The organism is Paenibacillus dendritiformis, assembly GCF_945605565.1.
Lineage (GTDB): Bacteria > Bacillota > Bacilli > Paenibacillales > Paenibacillaceae > Paenibacillus_B > Paenibacillus_B dendritiformis_A.
This window is the reverse complement of sequence record NZ_OX216966.1, coordinates 1217332-1232698: the sequence shown is the minus strand read 5'-3', so window position 1 is coordinate 1232698 and position 15367 is coordinate 1217332. Positions and strand designations below refer to the sequence as shown.

The following is a 15367-nucleotide window of genomic DNA, read 5'->3' as shown; positions in this document are numbered from 1 at the left end:
AACGGAAAGGTGGAATACAGATGTCCAACCGAATTTCCCTTCATCACCGCGCTTGGATCGGGATCCTCGCGGTCCTCATCGCGTTCACTTCCTTCGCAGCATCCGCGGCGCCCGCTTCCTCCGCAGCGGCACCGCAGCCGATGACGCCCGATTATGAAGTCAAACTGTTCCTGGATCCGAGCCTTGTGCTCGATGCCAATCACGAGCTGACTCCCGCTGTCCGGACCTATTTCCAGACAGGGGCCGCCGAGAAGATCCGTGTCCAGTTCCTGGACACGAATGATCAGCGCATCAATCAAGAAGGCTGGTATGTCCGTCTCCGCAAAAAAGAGAACGACGCCAGCAACAAATTCGAGCTCGTGTACAAGAAGCGCTATCCGGTAGAGAACGGCAATCTGAATGCGGCTCTCGCTCAGGCGGCCAGGGACGGCTTTACCGCGGACGACACAAATTATGAGGCGCAGGTCGATTGGGGGTACACCAAGCAGACGCTGAGCATTTCCCGCAAGAAAAAAGTGAAAAAAGACGGCTTCAGCGGCATAGCCTTGCCTGACCTGCCGACCTCCCGCACCTGGGCGATAGATGAAGCGCCCGGCAAATTCGTCAATTGGAGCGCGCCGCAATGGGGCGTGAACCAGCTTCAAGCCGTTCAGAAGCTGTACGGTCCTGTTAACGCCACCCGCTCCAGCGGGCTGTGGGACGGCGACAAAATCGACATTGAAGTATGGGCGATTAAAAATGAAGCCGGCACCGGCTTTGATTACATCGTAGAGGCCTCCTTCAAGGAAGCGGACGGCGCTGCGGCCGCCGCCAAAAAAGCGGCGCTGGAAGCCGACCTGGCCCAAGCGGGCTGGCTGCTCCCGGTCGACCAACTGAAGACCCAGCTTATTTTGCAGCGCTATTAAGCCGCAAGGCCAGCCTGATTTCTCCAGGCTGGCCTTGTTCCTTATAAAATATGAGACAGACACGCGACCGGCGTACATCCGGTAATCAGCTTTTCCCCGTCGCTGTATCCTTCTTCCCTGTCCTTCAGCTCCCGCACGAGCAACTGCCGCCAATACGCTGCACGGTCCTGGACGGCGGCATCGCCGATCGCATTGTGAAGCTCTTGCGGATCATGGACGAGATCAAAATACTGCTCCACGCCGGTCTGGGAATACCAGATAAACTTCTCCTTGCCGTTCGTCACCCAGTGCGTCGAAGCCATGCCTTGGGCATGCTCGCCGTGCAAATATTCGCGCCATTCCCGCTCCCGGCCGCGCGCTGCCGCAAGCACGCTCTTCCCGTTTACCCCCGCCGGCACCGGCACGCCTGCGGCATCGAGCAGCGTCGGCATAATATCCCGCATCTCGACGACGTCCTCGACGACCGTGCCCCGCTTCAAGCCGAGACGGTTGCCCGGATCGTTCACAATGAACGGCACGCGGGCGCTTCCTTCATACGGCAGCGACTTGCGGAACAAATTATGGTCGCCCAGCAGCTCCCCGTGATCGGACGTGAACAGGATGACCGTATTCCGCAGCTCCCCGTATTCGTCCAGCACTTGCAGGAAGCGGCCGATCTGATGATCCAAGTGCGTAATCAGCGCATAATAGGCGGCCATCGCCTGCTTCAGCCTCCGCTTCGGCACAATGCCGCGGGACGTAATCGGGCTGAGCCCTTCCCGTGCTTCATCCGCCGTGTCCGCCCAATCCCCGACCGGCGGATCCGGAATCTCCTCATCCTTGTACATATCGAGATACGCCTGCGGCGGATCGAATGGCGGATGCGGGCGCACGAACGACATCCATAGGAAGAACGGCTTGCCTGGATCACGGCGCCGCACAAAATCGATGGACTGCGTAACGGTCCAATTGGTCGGATGCAGCATCTCGGGCAAATGCCACGGACGGGCCACCGTCGAAGCATTGCAATCGAGGCCGAGGTCGGTCAGATCGGCTCCTGGGACGCGTTCTCTTAGCCAGGCTACATAATCATCCACTTCATCGAAATGAGCCTGCGATGGCGTATTGCGGTTCCGGTTATGATGCAAATAGCCGTCATGCAGCACGACGTTATGGAAGCCAAGCAGATTGCGCGCCGGATAGACATGCATTTTCCCGACACACTGGGTATGGTAGCCTGCGCTCGCGAATTCGCCCGGAAGCGTCGTCTCATAATTCCAGGGAACGCAGTCCCGGTAACCTACCCGCCCATGGGAGGTCTGTGACTGCCCTGTAAAAATCGCCGCCCGCGCCGGAACGCACGACGGCGTCGCCGTATAGGCGCGATCGAACCGGACGCCTGTTCGGGCCAGCTCATCCAGGTTCGGCGTCTCCACCAGCGGATGCCCGGCGATGCTCAGGCAATCGAAGCGCATTTGATCCACCGTGATTAGCAGAACGTTCGGACGCGTCGTCTCGTTGACTGTCATCGTTCATTCTCCTTTACCTAATAAAAATAAGTTCAATTGTAAGCCCTATCATTCTGTCATCATTTTACCACAGCGAATGAAAGATTGGTCATCCCCCTCCTTCCCCCACTTCCAAACCAGTCCAAAACAAGCTTTTTATTGGAAATAACGCCCTTTGTCTTTTAACTTTATTCCATTTTGGATAAAAGTCAGTTATACTAGCAGAAGAGACATAGCAAAGCATTTCAGTCACAAGAATGGAGATGAAGCGATGAGCGACACTCCGCTCGCCAGAAAATCACCGGGTTATCCCGCACTTCTTTTGCAATTATTTATTACGTTTCTCAAAATCGGCCCGACCACCTTCGGCGGCGGGTATGCAATTCTGCCGGTCATCGACCGGGAAGTGACCCAGAAGCGCCAATGGCTCGAGGCGCAGGAAATGGGGGAAATCACTGCCTTGTCCGGGGCCGCCCCCGGGGGGATCGGCCTGAACGTTGCCGCTCTTGTCGGCTACCGGATTGCAGGCCTTCCCGGTCTCATCGCAGCCATTACGGGCATTGCCATGCCCACCGTCCTCATTATGCTCGCGCTCGGGATGACAGCCGCCTGGTTCCGCACCAATCCTTACTTGCAGGGAGCACTTGCGGGCATTAAGCCGACAGTCATCGCCCTGATCGTATACGCGGCCTTCCGCATGGGGAGAGATGCCTTGCGCCACGTCTTCGGCTGGACGGTCTCCTTATTGTCCGTCGCCCTGCTGCTGTGGACTCCGTTCAATCCGATTGCCGTGCTTGCCATCGGAGCGGCTGCCGGCCTCGTGGCGGAATGGTTCCGGCACCGCAGACTACGGCGCCATAAGGATCCCTATGCCGCCTCTTCGCTCCATCCGCCTTCCTCCTCCCGGCAGGTCAAGCAGGAACAAGGATAGACGATCAATCCCGAATCGGCCAGAAAGAAGGATGCAGCATGCTATGGGACTTATTTTGGACGTTTTTCAAGCTGGGCTTCGTGTCGTTCGGCGGCGGCTATGCCATGCTGCCGGTGATCGAGCATGAAGCACTGAGCCGCCAATGGCTGACCGCCTCACAATATACGGAAGCCGTCGCCTTGGCCGGCATGGCTCCCGGGCCTATCGCGATGAACAGCGCCGTATATGTCGGCTATACCGCGGCGGGATGGCCGGGCAGCCTCATGGCCGCGTTCGGCATCGCGCTGCCGTCAGCTATCATCATGTTCGCCGTTGCCACATTTTTCTATCGCGTGTATGATAATCATTGGGTGCAGTCCGCCTTGGACGGAATGAAGCCGGCTGTCGTGGCGCTGATTGCCTTGGCGGCAGTCAACATGACGCGTGGCGCAGGCTACCTGGACGGCTGGACCGTCAGTTCGGCCTGGCCGGTCATTTTGTTTATCGCAGCCTTGTTCGCACTGATTCGGCTTCGATTGCATCCAATCACGGTCATCATATTGTCTGGAATAGCGGGGATGGTAATCTATGGATAACGCATTGGAGCAACGCATCCCTTCCAAAAAGGGAAAAGAACTGTTTCAACGAATCCGCCGGGCGCCGGAAATATCGAAAAATGATTTGGTCAGCGACAGCGGACTTACCGTCAGCACGCTGACCCGTGTACTGGATGAGCTCACAGCGCTCGGCCTTATTGTGGAGAGCGGCTTCGGCGCCTCTACGGGCGGGCGGCGTCCGATTCTGTACCGTGTTCGTGCGGAGTACGGCTATGCCTTCGGGCTCGACATCTCCCGGACCTCGTCCCGGCTCGTCCTGCTGGACACGGCCGGACAGATGAAGGCGGTCCACGTCATCGAGATGAACGAACAGATGACGCCGGATCGGCTAATCGAGCGGGTAGCGGCTCATATTCATACATGGATGGACGAGTACCGGCTGAATTCGGATACGGCACTCGGTCTTGGCATCGGCGCTGTCGGACCGCTCAACCGGTTTGACGGCGTCATTTTGCAACCGGAGTACTTCCCTGCGCCCGGCTGGGAGAACGTCCCTATCGTCGCCGAGCTGGAGCAGCGGCTGCAGCTGCCCGTGCTGCTGGACAATGGCGCGAATACGGCCATCCGGGCCGAGGCCTGGGCGAACCGCTCCATGGACGTGCGCCACATGCTGTACGTTCATGTCGGGATCGGTCTCCGCTCGGCGATGATGTCCGACGGCAAGCTCATCTACGGAGCCGTCGACATGGAGGGCGCGCTCGGCCAAATGATCATTCAGGCCGACGGCATCCCTAACCGTTCCGCGAACGGCAATTACGGCTGCCTTGACTCCTATGCCACCATCTACGCGCTGGAGCGCGAGACGAACGCGATGCTTCGCATCGGCCGGCGCAGCCTGCTCGAGCATATCGTGCCCCGCGGGGAGCCCGCCGCGTTCCCGCATATTATCGAGGCGCTGAAGAAGCACGATCCGCTGGTCACCGAGCTGGTTACCCAAGCGGCAACCTACTTCGGCGTCGGGCTTGCCAACCTGCTCAATGTACTCCATCCGGAGCGCGTCGTGCTGGGCGGACCGTTCATGAATATTAACGATCTCTATTTCTATACCGCGACGCAGACAGCGATTCGCAAAACCTATCATTACCCGCAATATCAAGTCGTCTTTAGCAAGGGCAGCTACGGCGAAGAAGCCCTGGCCGTCGGCGGAGCGCTCATGGTGCTGGATCAACTGACGGCGCCCATCTCGCCTTCTCCGGCGATGCACATATAGTACAATGCACGTAAGCATGACACTGCCTTGCGGACTCGCTAGGGAAGCGGCCGCATGACGATCTAATACACCTAGTAGAGTTCACTTAAGCCGACACTGCCTTCAGACACTAGAGTGCACATCTGCACATCGCATACACGGAAGACGCAGAAGAGCACAAATACAATATAGGCCGTAAAATATGATTTGCAATCGTATTGTCCAAGCGATTTTATTTCAGCCAAGGAGGCGAGCACGATGACTCCAATCAACCAACATCCAGACGGTTCACCGCGGCCTTGCTGCGCCGCAGCGCGCGGCACCTCCCTCTCGGCAGAACCGGCAGCCGGGGATCGCCTGAGCGGACAAGCCGGCCCCGATTGCTCCGGACTCCATGCCTCCACTTCTTCGACGAGCATGGACAATACTGCAGCTGCCGTCCCGCCGGACGATTCTGTCCAGGACGCACGGCAGCTGCTGGCCAATTGGGACGGAGAAGCTGCGTCGCGCCCGTCCCGGGACACCTTCATCCTCCTGGAAGGCGGCACCTTCGCCATGGGCTCGGAGGATGCCGAATCGTTCCCGGCGGACGGGGAAGGACCGATCCGGGAAGTGACGGTCGGCCCCTTCCGGATTGCTCCTTATGCCGTCACGAATGAAGAATTCGCCCGCTTCGTCGCGGCGACGGGCTATGTAACCGAAGCGGAGCGCTTCGGCTGGTCCTACGTCTTCCATCTGCTTGCTCCCGATCTGGAAGAGAAGCACGTCATCGGCCGCCCGCAGGGAACCCCCTGGTGGCTTGGCGTCCGCCAGGCCTGCTGGCATCGTCCGGAAGGCCCCGGCAGCAGCGTCGCCGAACGGATGAACCATCCCGTCATCCACGTGTCATGGCATGATGCCCAGGCCTACTGTGAATGGGCCGGCACGCGCCTCCCCACCGAGAGCGAGTGGGAGTTCGCCGCTCGCGGCGGACTGGAACGCAGACGCTATCCTTGGGGAGATCTGCTGAAGCCGGACGGGGAGCATCGCTGCAACATATGGCAGGGCAAATTCCCCGTCAAAAACAACGCCAGCGACGGATACATCGGCACAGCTCCCGTCGACGCCTTCGAGCCGAACGGCTACGGGCTGTACAACGTCGCCGGCAACGTATGGGAATGGTGCGCGGATTGGTTCACCGCGAACCCGGACGAGCGCGGCCCTGCCGATCAACCGCGCGGACCGCAGACAGGAACGGAACGCGTAATGAAGGGCGGCTCCTACCTGTGTCACAAATCATACTGCAACCGCTACCGCGTCGGGGCACGGAGCAAAAACACCCCCGACAGCTCCACCGGCAACCTCGGCTTCCGCTGCGCAGCCGACGCCAACTGATGCCTTTTCACGAAAGTGCCCTCGCTGTCTCAGAGAGTCACACCATTAGCCGGAGGCCTTTGCCTCCGGTTTTTTACGCCGCTCACTTAGCACCCCCGTCCCTCCCAGGTCACTTCCGTTCTCCTACCTACTGGCACTCCCGCTGTCCTCCTAGGTTCCTTCTCAGAGAAGGACAATCGTTCACCAGAAAAAAATGAGCCTAATTCATGCCCTAAAGATTGCTTAATGAAATAGCCTGTCTAGCTATATGGGTCACTTGTAGGATTTCTCTCGAATTTTAGTTAGAATCACATTGGCTGCTTCTACTGCACCGCCAGCATTCTGAAAAGTTTCTGACAGTTTCTGCGCATTTTCCTGATATGTCCGATTCGCGAACACCTCAGATACCGCTGTTGCCAAATCTTTTGGCTTCTTTCCTTTCAATTTTAATCCTGCACCCAGTTCAGCAACCCGATCAGCCACTACTCTTTGTTCGCTATGTTGCGGAAATAAAACCATTGGAACTCCAAAATACAGGCTTTCATTCGCACTATTCATGCCGCAATGGGTAATAAATACATCTGCTGTCTGTAATACCGATATCTGATCCACAAAGTTTTTCACAGTGAAATTTCCTGGTATGGTGCCAAGAGAAGAAATCTCAGTTTTTTCACCAACTGACATCACAACATCATAGTCCGTATCTGCAAATGCCTGGATAAGGTTTTGGTAAAAATCTTGATTTTGATTAAGTATAGTCCCAAGGGAAACGTAGATTATTTTTCTATCTTTTTTATTATTCTGTACCGGCGGAGACTGCCTGATGGATGGTCCGACAAAAGCATATCGCTCAGAAAAGGTACCCGCCATCGGCTGGAATTCTTTCGCAGTATAAACAATGGTGTCCGTTTCATTATTATTTTGAATAATCGAGACAAAATTCTCTACTTCATACCCATGATCCTTTAACAACTGAATTTTTTTGTTTATTCGGGGCAAACCCACGATCATTCTCCATAATTCTATGAAACCCCGCTTCATCAGTTTCGCTGTATACTGATTAAAAGCAAAGGTAGTAGTCGAACAAATATATGGAATTCCTAGTTTTTTTGCAAATAATTTTCCCCAAAAGCATAAAGAGTCGGATACAATACAATCCGGCTGAATTTCCCTTAATTCCTTACAAACCTTTTCATCCAAAGCAATGGTCGTATCGGCAACCATTTCAATCAATGCTGCAAAATCTTTGCCAACCTTACGATTCAATTCTTTATGTGATAGCTGGGGCAAGAATTCATCACAAGCAATAAATGCAGCGCCAGCACCTTCTATTTTCCCCTGAAATTCTAGAAAGGAATAATACCAAACTTGATGTCCTCTATTGACTAACTCGGTTACCACCGGAATGGTCGGATTGGTATGACCATGTGCGGGTATCGAAAAAAATACAATTTTGCTCATTCTGATTCATCTACCTCCCGCTCAGCTTTTTGGATCATCTCTACAAATTCCATGAAATTCTCACTTTTTAAGAGAGCAATTCCTTTTGTCGCATCTTCTCCCAAGACAATCAGCTTATCACCAGCTTGAATCTGATACATTTCGCGTGCCTGTTTGGGAATCACAATCTGTCCCCGATCCCCTACCTTCACAACACCAAAGAACTGCTTCCCCTTGGGACCGATCTGATTCGCCTCTTCTTCACTCATATTCCGGGATAATTGATCCAAGGTTACTTGAAAAATATCAGCGAGTATCTTGCATTTAAAAATATCGGGCAAGGCATCCCCGTTTTCCCACTTTGCTACGGTCTGTCGTGACACGTTTACCTTCTCAGCTAATTGTTCCTGACTCATTTTATGCTTTTTACGCAAAACACGAATATTCATACTAATCATATTTTTCATCTCCCTATACGTTTAAATATATAGAAGCTCCAAGTGTGAAATCTATCAACAGTTTGCAACATTTTTTGTTAAAAATTGTGGCAACGTACTCATACATTCACTACAACTTATTACGTTCCAGATCGATCGTTCTTTAAGTATGAAAAGGCGTCCTTATGATAACGCCATTACTGAAACTACATTTAAGGTAATGAAGACCGAATTCATTCATCAGACGAACTTCCAGAGCCTTCAGCATCTTGCGTTGGAGCTGTACGACTACGTAAATTGATATAACAATCATTTACTGTTGACACTCCACTATTGCTCATTACCCTTAACGCTGCCTCGTTCGAATCATTTTCACAGCAGCCGCCTTACCCTACGCGGTCATCACCTTCGCCACACCCGGCCATAAGCACATTACACCTCAGCACCACCCTGGCCATGCGCGAGCTTCGTACCTGACCACGTCTAATCTCACTAGTTGCTTCACGTCAGCAGTTCCTTTCCCCTGTACTTCCCTTTTTGATTTTCGCAGACTTTCCTTTTTGCTTTGCCCAGAATTTCCTTTTTGCTTTTGCCCAGAATTTCCTTTTTGTCGAATCGAGCAGTGCCTATATTTATGTCCTTTTGTCCATTATCCCCTCCACTCAAGGTGACGCAATGGGATAGTGACGCAAAGGAAATTGAGAGCTATTCGTCTCAAAAAAGCATGCTTGTTGTCCAAGAAACGCACCTTACATCTATTAATTCGCTTCCGCAGGCTATTTATTAAGTGTTTGAAATCCTTCACATATTCTGATACTAATCGTGGACACCGCAACCCAAATTTATTGGATTAATTTTCAAAAAAGCACTTGAAATAAGAACGTTAGTTCGGTATAATAAAAACAGAATATACGTTCTCATTTTTTCTTTTGGAGGGGCAGAGACGGCATGGGCGTCTGGGAGTCGATTAATAGCGTGGAAGAACTGCTGCAGCTGTTACATAATGAAGCCGAGATCAACTCTTTCTTGTTTCGTATGAAATGGCCCTCTGGCTTTGTATGCCCGCGTTGCCATCATGGCGAGGCTTATGTCATCAAGACTCGTCGGCTGCCGCTCTATGATTGCCGCGCTTGCCGTCATCAAACCTCGCTTACAGCAGGAACGATAATGGAGGGAAGCCGTACGGCGCTGTGGAAGTGGCTTACGGCGATCTGGATCGTCTCCCGTACCGATATAACAATCAATGCAGTTGAACTTCGCTCCCTCATTGAAGTGACTTACAAGACGGCTTGGTCAATGCTCCATAAGATACGAACGGCCATTAACCGTGCCGACGCTGCTCAGCCGTTGAAGGGGGAGGTCCATGGCATCGTAGCTTTCTATGGCCGGCCCTTTTATTCCCCTATCCTTCTCCATGAGCGGGAGTGCCCGATTATTGTTGCTGAGTCCGGCAGTGTGGAATCCGTCAATTCAGATGCCGGCAATCCAGCTCCTGATATCGAAATGGATGATCAGGGAGCCCATTCCCGGAGGATCAAGATGAAGATAGTTGACCGTGTGCATTGCTCGGGCAAATCGCTCTTGCGCACAGGCAGTGATGAATTCGCCAAGCTTCATGCTCATAGCGATTCTACCGTCTCCATTATTCGCTATAACTTCCATGTCAAGCGCAACAGCTTCCTGTACCAAACATTCAAACGTGCCTGGCAGTGGATGAATAATACGTTTCACGGCATCGGATCTACATACCTCCAGTTATACTTGGATGAGTTCTGTTTCCGCTATAATGCCGCAGCCCGTGGATTATCATCGTGGGGCTATTTATTGCGTTCATGCTTATCGTTCCGTGAAGCGAGTGTTTCGAACACCTCTTATGTATTTTCCGCTGCATAGCGGGTAGTCCTCCCCTGGCTAATGCTCACTGGGTTCATCTGGCCGATACTCAACTTTTCGAGTTTGATCAACGATCGACTCTGCCGTTACTTCTTCTGGACGTTTGATCTGTTGCAGGGAGACCGGTCAGCGGAGTTGGACTTCGGTGTGACAAATGGTGCGCTTCTATTAAAAACAAAGAGAGTTTTTTATGATGGGGCCCATTTCCCGGCGATACGCGTTTTTACATGGCGGTGACTGCCTGATGGTGGTGACTGTGTGCATAGGTGGTGACTGTGTGCATAGGTGGTGACTGCGTGCATGGCGGTGATGCGTGCATAGGTGGTGACTGTGTGCATATGGTGATGCGTGCATATGGTGATGCGTGCATGGCGGTGATGCGAAGTGGTGACTGTGTGACTGCAAAATTAGAAATAACTTAGGCTTAGAGAGATTGAAGGCTGCAGTTTTATTCTCCCGAAAACTTTTCAGTTGATGTAATTACGACGCAGCAAGAACTGCGGTGCCGCTACGGTGCCCTTTTTATGAGTGGATGGGATAATGACCAAAAGAACTTTAAACCCTACTATCTTGTGCGGCATCTTCAACTCAGGATATTCAGCTATCCCAGTACTTTTTGCTGTCTACTGTATTATCTTGTACATGCTGCACGCTACTGCACTACTGTCTTTTGCATTTACTTTTGTCTTGGCTTGCTAAACTACTTCTCAGCCAATACTCAGCCGCTTTGTTCGGTTGCAGCCTGCTCCATGTCAAAATACCCGGCGGCCCTCTTGAATAATAATCGCATTACTCGTCGTGCAGGGATGCCGGGCGGCAGTACCGTATCGGTCGGTTTTCAGTACGGGAAATATGACTATATCTATTATTAACCGTTCGAGAGACGAATTACGTCGAGCAGCGGGACATATTGATGGGTGGCTTCGTGGACGAGATGGCTGTCGGTCACATGGTCAATGAACAGTTTCCCGTCCAGATGGTCCATCTCATGCTGGATGCAGCGGGCCAGGAGGTTTTCTCCCTCCAGCGTGAATGTCTCCCCGTTGCGATCCATGCTGCTGATTTTGACGTACTGATATCGCTTTACGCGGCCGTAATACCCCGGATAGGACAGGCACCCTTCCATCCCGTCTTCTTCCCCCTCGGCCTTCAGGAGCTGCGGGTTAATCAATTCAATCAGGCCGTCGCCGCAGTCCATGACGAGCACGCGCCGCAGCACGCCGATTTGCGGCGCGGCCAGGCCTGCCCGGCCGGGGCGGGCATAGAGGGTATCTTTCAAATCATCCAGCAGCGCCAAAATCCGGCGGTTCACCTCGGTAACTGGACGGCATATTTTGCGTAGTATCGGATCTCCAAAAGGAAGGATTTCTCGTTGAGCCATGAACACACTCACCCTCACTTCAAATCGAAAAGGCAGGATGACGTCTGCCGTCGGCCTGCCTTTTCGTAATGGTGTCTATTATAACATAGGTTCGCTGCGGAAATAAAAATGCTATCCGTTCTGTCTTCGCTCGGCGAAATAAGCATGCAATAGTCGTAAAAATAAGTTCGGGAACGCCAATCGCTCCATCTCTTCCGGTCCGATCCAGGCATATTTGCCGCCAGCAATTCCGCTTGATGTATCCTCTATTACGCAACGGTACACGCGCATCTGCCAGTGGATATGGCTGAACGTATGCTCTGCATCGGTCCAATGCCCGATCGGCTTCAGCCGCACGCCCTCCGACTGCATCCCATGCCGCAACGCCTCCATCGCTTCTTCCTCGCGCAAGTCGAGCAGCCCTCCCGTCTTCGGCGCCAGCAAATGGGGCAGTTCCCACATACGCGCCAACAGTCCGGTGTCCGGGCGCTGGCGCACCAGCACCTTGCCCGCATGCTCCCCTGCGCCTTCCACGATAGCTGCATAGCGAAGCTCCGGCTTCGGCGGCTTCGCCTTGGTCTTCACCGGCAGCATCAGCTCCTCGCCGGCAATCCGTCCGGCACAATGCTCCATGACCGGGCATGGCAGGCACGCCGGGGATTTGGGCATGCAGACGAGCGCGCCCAGCTCCATCAGCGCCTGGTTGAATTCCGAGGCACACCCCTCGGGAATCAATTCCTGCGCCAGATGCTCCATATGCGCGCGGGTGCCGGCCTTGGCGATGTCGTCATGCAGGCGGAAGTAGCGCGATAGCACCCGCATGACATTGCCATCGACGGCCGGCTCGGGCCGGTTGAACGCGATGCTCATAATCGCACCCGCGGTATACGGCCCGATACCCTTCAAGGCCGAGACCTTGGCCTTGTCGTCCGGGATGCTGCCGCCGTATTGCGCCTTCACTTCGCGCGCGGCAGCTTGAAGATTGCGGGCTCGCGAATAGTAGCCGAGTCCTTCCCATGCCTTCAGCACCTCTTCTTCCGGTGCTTCGGCCAGCGCCTCGACCGTCGGGAAAAGAGCGATGAATCGCTCGAAGTAAGGCTTGACGGTCTCGACGCGAGTCTGCTGGAGCATAATTTCCGATACCCATGTATAATACGGATTCGAATGGCGCCGCCAAGGCAGATCCCGCCGGTTCGCACGGTACCAACTCAGCAGCTCCCGGCTGAAATAACGCTTTTGTTCGTTCATGACGGCCTCCCGTTCTCGTTTGTTAAAATTAAGGATATTACTTTTTAACGATCTTAACGATAAACAACCTTACGCATTTGTTCAATCCCTTCCCCCGCTTTTTTGCCCCAGTCTGATAGGTCTTCGAACAAGACTCACACAAAATAGAAAGTAATTTTTCGAAATCACCAACAAAACGAAGTCATTATGTGATATATTTGTACACATCGTAATATATCCAGGGAGTTTTTATTTCGTAACGATGGAATATCGCTGTTTTTTCGACAAAATAATTCTCCTTGGCCTCCGTTTATACTATCTTAGAAAGGAGATGCGTTCGTGACTCTCTTTGCTTTTGAAATGCTGCTGATTTCCGTCTTCGCCGGAATCGTCGGATCCGTGCTTGGGCTTGGCGGCGGCATTATCGTCACTCCCGCATTGACGCTGCTGTTCGGCGTCGACATCAATCATGCCATCGGAGCCAGCATTATCTCCGTCATCGCGACGTCCAGCGGCTCTGCCATCGCTTATATCAAGGACCGGATTACGAACCTCCGCGTCGGCATGTTTCTTGAAATCGCGACGACGGTGGGCGCGATTACCGGTGCTTTTTTGGGGGCGATTATCGCGCCTGACTGGCTCTATGTCATTTTCGGCTTGCTGCTGCTGTACTCTGCCTTGGCCATGCTGAAGAAGGCCAAGTCCGATCTGCCGACCGAAGTCGAACCCCATCCATTGGCGACAAAGCTGAATCTGCACAGCCATTATTATGACAAAGCGATTCAGCAGAAAGTGCACTATACCGTGGCCAACCCATACGGCGGCTTCGGCGTCATGTATGGCGCAGGCGTCATCTCGGGCCTGCTCGGCATCGGCAGCGGCAGCTTCAAGGTGATGGCTATGGATCTGTTCATGAAGCTGCCGCTCAAAGTATCCAGCGCAACCAGCAATCTGATGATGGGGGTAACGGCAGCGGCCAGCGCCGGCGTCTACCTGTTCCGCGGCGACATCGATCCCGTCATCTCCGCTCCAGTCGCACTCGGCGTCTTGATTGGAGCCACCCTGGGCACGCGCATTATGCAGCGCTTGAAAAACAAAACGATTCGCAAGCTGTTCGTGCCGATACTGGCCTATGTCGCCATCCAAATGATTATACAAGGGATAGGTGGTCAAGGATGAACGAACCGAAGGATAAAGAGAAGCAAATGCTTGATGTCGAAGCCGCGGTCAGCTCGTTTTTGCGAATCGGCGTCCTGACGAGCGCAGCTGTCATTGTGACCGGACTCATCATGTTCCTTGTTACGGGTGTGAGCGGCTATCCGGAGGGCGAATATCCGACCACCGTCACGGCGATTATACAAGGCATCGCCGCCGGCAGAGCCTATGCGATTATGATGGGCGGCTTGCTGCTTCTCATCATGACCCCGGTCGTGCGGGTTTTTATTTCGATTTTTGTCTTTGCCAAAGAGAAAGACTATATGTATGTCGCTATCACATCGCTCGTCTTCGTCATACTGCTGATAAGTCTGGCGTTGGGCAGAGCAGGTTAACGAACTTCAGGAGGTGTTCGCATGTTCTCCTTCGACGATATCCCCGCTTCATCGCTCGATGAGATTGATAAGATGATTTTATCGGCGCTGCACAGCAACAGCCGGATCTCGTATACCGATCTGGCCAAGAAGGTCAACCTGTCCCGCGTGGCCGTGCAGGCCCGGGTACAGGCGATGATGGAAGACGGGTTGCTGGAGAAGTTCACGATCGTCATCAATCCGGAAAAATTGGGCATCCGGGTGTCGGCTTTTTTCAATGTCGAGGTGGAGCCCCAATACTTGATGAAGGTCGCAGAGCAATTAGCGAATGAGCCCTGCGTGACGAGCCTGTATCATATGACGGGCCCGAGCAAGCTGCATATGCATGGACTGTTCGCTTCAAACCGGGAAATGGAGCAATTTCTGCAAGAGAAGCTGTACCCCCTTCCCGGTATTATGAGCGTGGAGACGCAAATTTTGATCAAGCGCTACAAGAGCCGGATGGGCATGAAGCTGTAGGCCAGTTGTGAACCTTCTGCAACATTGCGGCGGAAAGCTTGCTTTTTGAGGAATTCCTTTCCTATACTGAGTACAAGATCATAGACAATTCGGAAAGTACGGGAAAGGAAGGGTTCCATGCGCACACGCAAATTATCGGCGCGCGCCGCGGCATGCGGAGCGCTGCTGCTCGGAATCAGCATGCTGCTCGCCGCTTGCGGCGGATCGTCGTCCGCCTCTACGCTGGAAGGGCCGGAGGAAGCCGTCGCCGTCTACAAGCAGCGCTGCATGCAATGTCACGGCGATTCACTGCAAGGCTTGATGGGGCCGGAATCGAACCTGCAAAAGGTCGGGGAACGTCTGTCGAAGGAAGACATCGTGAATACGATCAATAACGGGGGCAGCCGCATGCCTGCGCAGCGCAATATCGATCCGGACGACATTGACAAGGTCGCCGAATGGCTGGCCGGCAAGAAGTAGCGAGGCACGGCTCAAGCCGAGGTCGAGGCACGGCTGCCGGCC

15 protein-coding genes and 1 pseudogene are annotated in these 15367 nt (G+C 53.6%); 11 read left to right on the top strand and 5 right to left on the bottom strand.

Annotated elements, in window-relative coordinates; genetic code table 11:
- Nucleotides 1-20 precede the first annotated feature (20 nt).
- The gene (locus NNL35_RS05450; protein WP_006678643.1) at nucleotides 21-905 is read left to right on the top strand and encodes a hypothetical protein; all 885 of its coding nucleotides are present in this window, start codon (nucleotides 21-23) and stop codon (nucleotides 903-905) included.
- Between the two features lie 41 nt (nucleotides 906-946).
- Here NNL35_RS05450 and NNL35_RS05445 read toward each other — a convergent pair whose 3' ends face one another.
- Nucleotides 947-2413 carry an arylsulfatase gene (locus tag NNL35_RS05445; RefSeq protein ID WP_006678645.1) on the bottom strand — a complete coding sequence of 489 codons (1467 nt, stop codon included), beginning with the start codon at nucleotides 2411-2413 and terminating at the stop codon, nucleotides 947-949.
- A gap of 250 nt (nucleotides 2414-2663) precedes the next feature.
- On the opposite strand from NNL35_RS05445, the gene NNL35_RS05440 reads away from it, so the two are divergent.
- The 4 genes and pseudogenes from NNL35_RS05440 to NNL35_RS05425 form a co-directional block, all read left to right on the top strand.
- The gene (locus NNL35_RS05440; protein WP_006678646.1) at nucleotides 2664-3323 is read left to right on the top strand and encodes a chromate transporter; all 660 of its coding nucleotides are present in this window, start codon (nucleotides 2664-2666) and stop codon (nucleotides 3321-3323) included.
- 38 nt (nucleotides 3324-3361) lie between these two features.
- Nucleotides 3362-3898: a chromate transporter gene (locus tag NNL35_RS05435; RefSeq protein WP_006678647.1), complete on the top strand. Its 537-nt coding sequence runs from the start codon at nucleotides 3362-3364 to the stop codon at nucleotides 3896-3898.
- On the top strand, nucleotides 3891-5129 hold the full coding sequence (locus NNL35_RS05430; protein ID WP_006678648.1) for an ROK family protein: 1239 nt from the start codon (nucleotides 3891-3893) through the stop codon (nucleotides 5127-5129). Before NNL35_RS05435 ends, NNL35_RS05430 begins: the two co-directional genes overlap by 8 nt.
- 501 nt (nucleotides 5130-5630) lie before the next feature.
- A pseudogene (locus NNL35_RS05425) lies at nucleotides 5631-6482 on the top strand (formylglycine-generating enzyme family protein); the annotation flags it as partial.
- 252 nt (nucleotides 6483-6734) lie between these two features.
- Here NNL35_RS05425 and NNL35_RS05420 read toward each other — a convergent pair.
- Both NNL35_RS05420 and NNL35_RS05415 read right to left on the bottom strand, forming a co-directional pair.
- Nucleotides 6735-7922, bottom strand: coding sequence for a macrolide family glycosyltransferase (locus NNL35_RS05420; protein WP_254553005.1), 1188 nt, complete (start codon nucleotides 7920-7922; stop codon nucleotides 6735-6737).
- Nucleotides 7919-8359: a helix-turn-helix transcriptional regulator gene (locus NNL35_RS05415; RefSeq protein ID WP_254553003.1), complete on the bottom strand. Its 441-nt coding sequence runs from the start codon at nucleotides 8357-8359 to the stop codon at nucleotides 7919-7921. Before NNL35_RS05415 ends, NNL35_RS05420 begins: the two co-directional genes overlap by 4 nt.
- Nucleotides 8360-8507: 148 nt before the next feature.
- Between NNL35_RS05415 and NNL35_RS30610 the strand changes: the two genes are divergently transcribed.
- Complete coding sequence (locus tag NNL35_RS30610; protein ID WP_083835588.1) at nucleotides 8508-8639, top strand: IS3 family transposase; 132 nt, start codon at nucleotides 8508-8510, stop codon at nucleotides 8637-8639.
- Between the two features lie 647 nt (nucleotides 8640-9286).
- Nucleotides 9287-10231 carry a transposase gene (locus NNL35_RS05410; protein WP_006678029.1) on the top strand — a complete coding sequence of 315 codons (945 nt, stop codon included), beginning with the start codon at nucleotides 9287-9289 and terminating at the stop codon, nucleotides 10229-10231.
- Nucleotides 10232-11099: 868 nt separating this feature from the next.
- On the opposite strand, the gene def is transcribed toward NNL35_RS05410, so the two are convergent.
- Complete coding sequence (gene def, locus NNL35_RS05405) at nucleotides 11100-11612, bottom strand: peptide deformylase (protein ID WP_040732169.1); 513 nt, start codon at nucleotides 11610-11612, stop codon at nucleotides 11100-11102.
- 111 nt (nucleotides 11613-11723) lie between these two features.
- Nucleotides 11724-12839, bottom strand: a complete 1116-nt coding sequence (gene mutY / locus NNL35_RS05400; RefSeq protein WP_006678027.1) for an A/G-specific adenine glycosylase — start codon at nucleotides 12837-12839, stop codon at nucleotides 11724-11726.
- Nucleotides 12840-13178: 339 nt separating this feature from the next.
- Here mutY and NNL35_RS05395 point away from each other — a divergent pair, with 339 nt between their 5' ends.
- From NNL35_RS05395 to NNL35_RS05380, 4 genes are all read left to right on the top strand, one after another.
- Nucleotides 13179-13997 (top strand): sulfite exporter TauE/SafE family protein, encoded by an 819-nt coding sequence (locus NNL35_RS05395; RefSeq protein WP_202947082.1) that lies wholly within the window; start codon nucleotides 13179-13181, stop codon nucleotides 13995-13997.
- Complete coding sequence (locus tag NNL35_RS05390) at nucleotides 13994-14368, top strand: DUF1634 domain-containing protein (RefSeq protein ID WP_006678025.1); 375 nt, start codon at nucleotides 13994-13996, stop codon at nucleotides 14366-14368. Before NNL35_RS05395 ends, NNL35_RS05390 begins: the two co-directional genes overlap by 4 nt.
- Nucleotides 14369-14389: 21 nt before the next feature.
- Nucleotides 14390-14866, top strand: a complete 477-nt coding sequence (locus NNL35_RS05385; protein ID WP_006678024.1) for a chromate efflux transcriptional regulator ChrS — start codon at nucleotides 14390-14392, stop codon at nucleotides 14864-14866.
- Between the two features lie 117 nt (nucleotides 14867-14983).
- Nucleotides 14984-15325: a c-type cytochrome gene (locus tag NNL35_RS05380; protein WP_006678023.1), complete on the top strand. Its 342-nt coding sequence runs from the start codon at nucleotides 14984-14986 to the stop codon at nucleotides 15323-15325.
- Nucleotides 15326-15367: the final 42 nt, after the last annotated feature.

Excerpts from the sequence above, each read along its gene's own strand:
- NNL35_RS05410 (WP_006678029.1), top strand. The coding sequence starts at position 9,287 with ATGGGCGTCTGGGAGTCGATTAATAGCGTGGAAGAACTGCTGCAGCTG.
- NNL35_RS05395 (WP_202947082.1), top strand. The coding sequence starts at position 13,179 with ATGCTGCTGATTTCCGTCTTCGCCGGAATCGTCGGATCCGTGCTTGGG.
- mutY (WP_006678027.1), bottom strand. The coding sequence starts at position 12,839 with ATGAACGAACAAAAGCGTTATTTCAGCCGGGAGCTGCTGAGTTGGTAC.
- NNL35_RS05435 (WP_006678647.1), top strand. The coding sequence starts at position 3,362 with ATGCTATGGGACTTATTTTGGACGTTTTTCAAGCTGGGCTTCGTGTCG.
- NNL35_RS05380 (WP_006678023.1), top strand. The coding sequence starts at position 14,984 with ATGCGCACACGCAAATTATCGGCGCGCGCCGCGGCATGCGGAGCGCTG.
- NNL35_RS30610 (WP_083835588.1), top strand. The coding sequence starts at position 8,508 with ATGAAAAGGCGTCCTTATGATAACGCCATTACTGAAACTACATTTAAG.
- NNL35_RS05415 (WP_254553003.1), bottom strand. The coding sequence starts at position 8,359 with ATGATTAGTATGAATATTCGTGTTTTGCGTAAAAAGCATAAAATGAGT.
- NNL35_RS05430 (WP_006678648.1), top strand. The coding sequence starts at position 3,891 with ATGGATAACGCATTGGAGCAACGCATCCCTTCCAAAAAGGGAAAAGAA.
- NNL35_RS05445 (WP_006678645.1), bottom strand. The coding sequence starts at position 2,413 with ATGACAGTCAACGAGACGACGCGTCCGAACGTTCTGCTAATCACGGTG.
- NNL35_RS05440 (WP_006678646.1), top strand. The coding sequence starts at position 2,664 with ATGAGCGACACTCCGCTCGCCAGAAAATCACCGGGTTATCCCGCACTT.
- NNL35_RS05450 (WP_006678643.1), top strand. The coding sequence starts at position 21 with ATGTCCAACCGAATTTCCCTTCATCACCGCGCTTGGATCGGGATCCTC.
- NNL35_RS05390 (WP_006678025.1), top strand. The coding sequence starts at position 13,994 with ATGAACGAACCGAAGGATAAAGAGAAGCAAATGCTTGATGTCGAAGCC.
- def (WP_040732169.1), bottom strand. The coding sequence starts at position 11,612 with ATGGCTCAACGAGAAATCCTTCCTTTTGGAGATCCGATACTACGCAAA.
- NNL35_RS05385 (WP_006678024.1), top strand. The coding sequence starts at position 14,390 with ATGTTCTCCTTCGACGATATCCCCGCTTCATCGCTCGATGAGATTGAT.
- NNL35_RS05420 (WP_254553005.1), bottom strand. The coding sequence starts at position 7,922 with ATGAGCAAAATTGTATTTTTTTCGATACCCGCACATGGTCATACCAAT.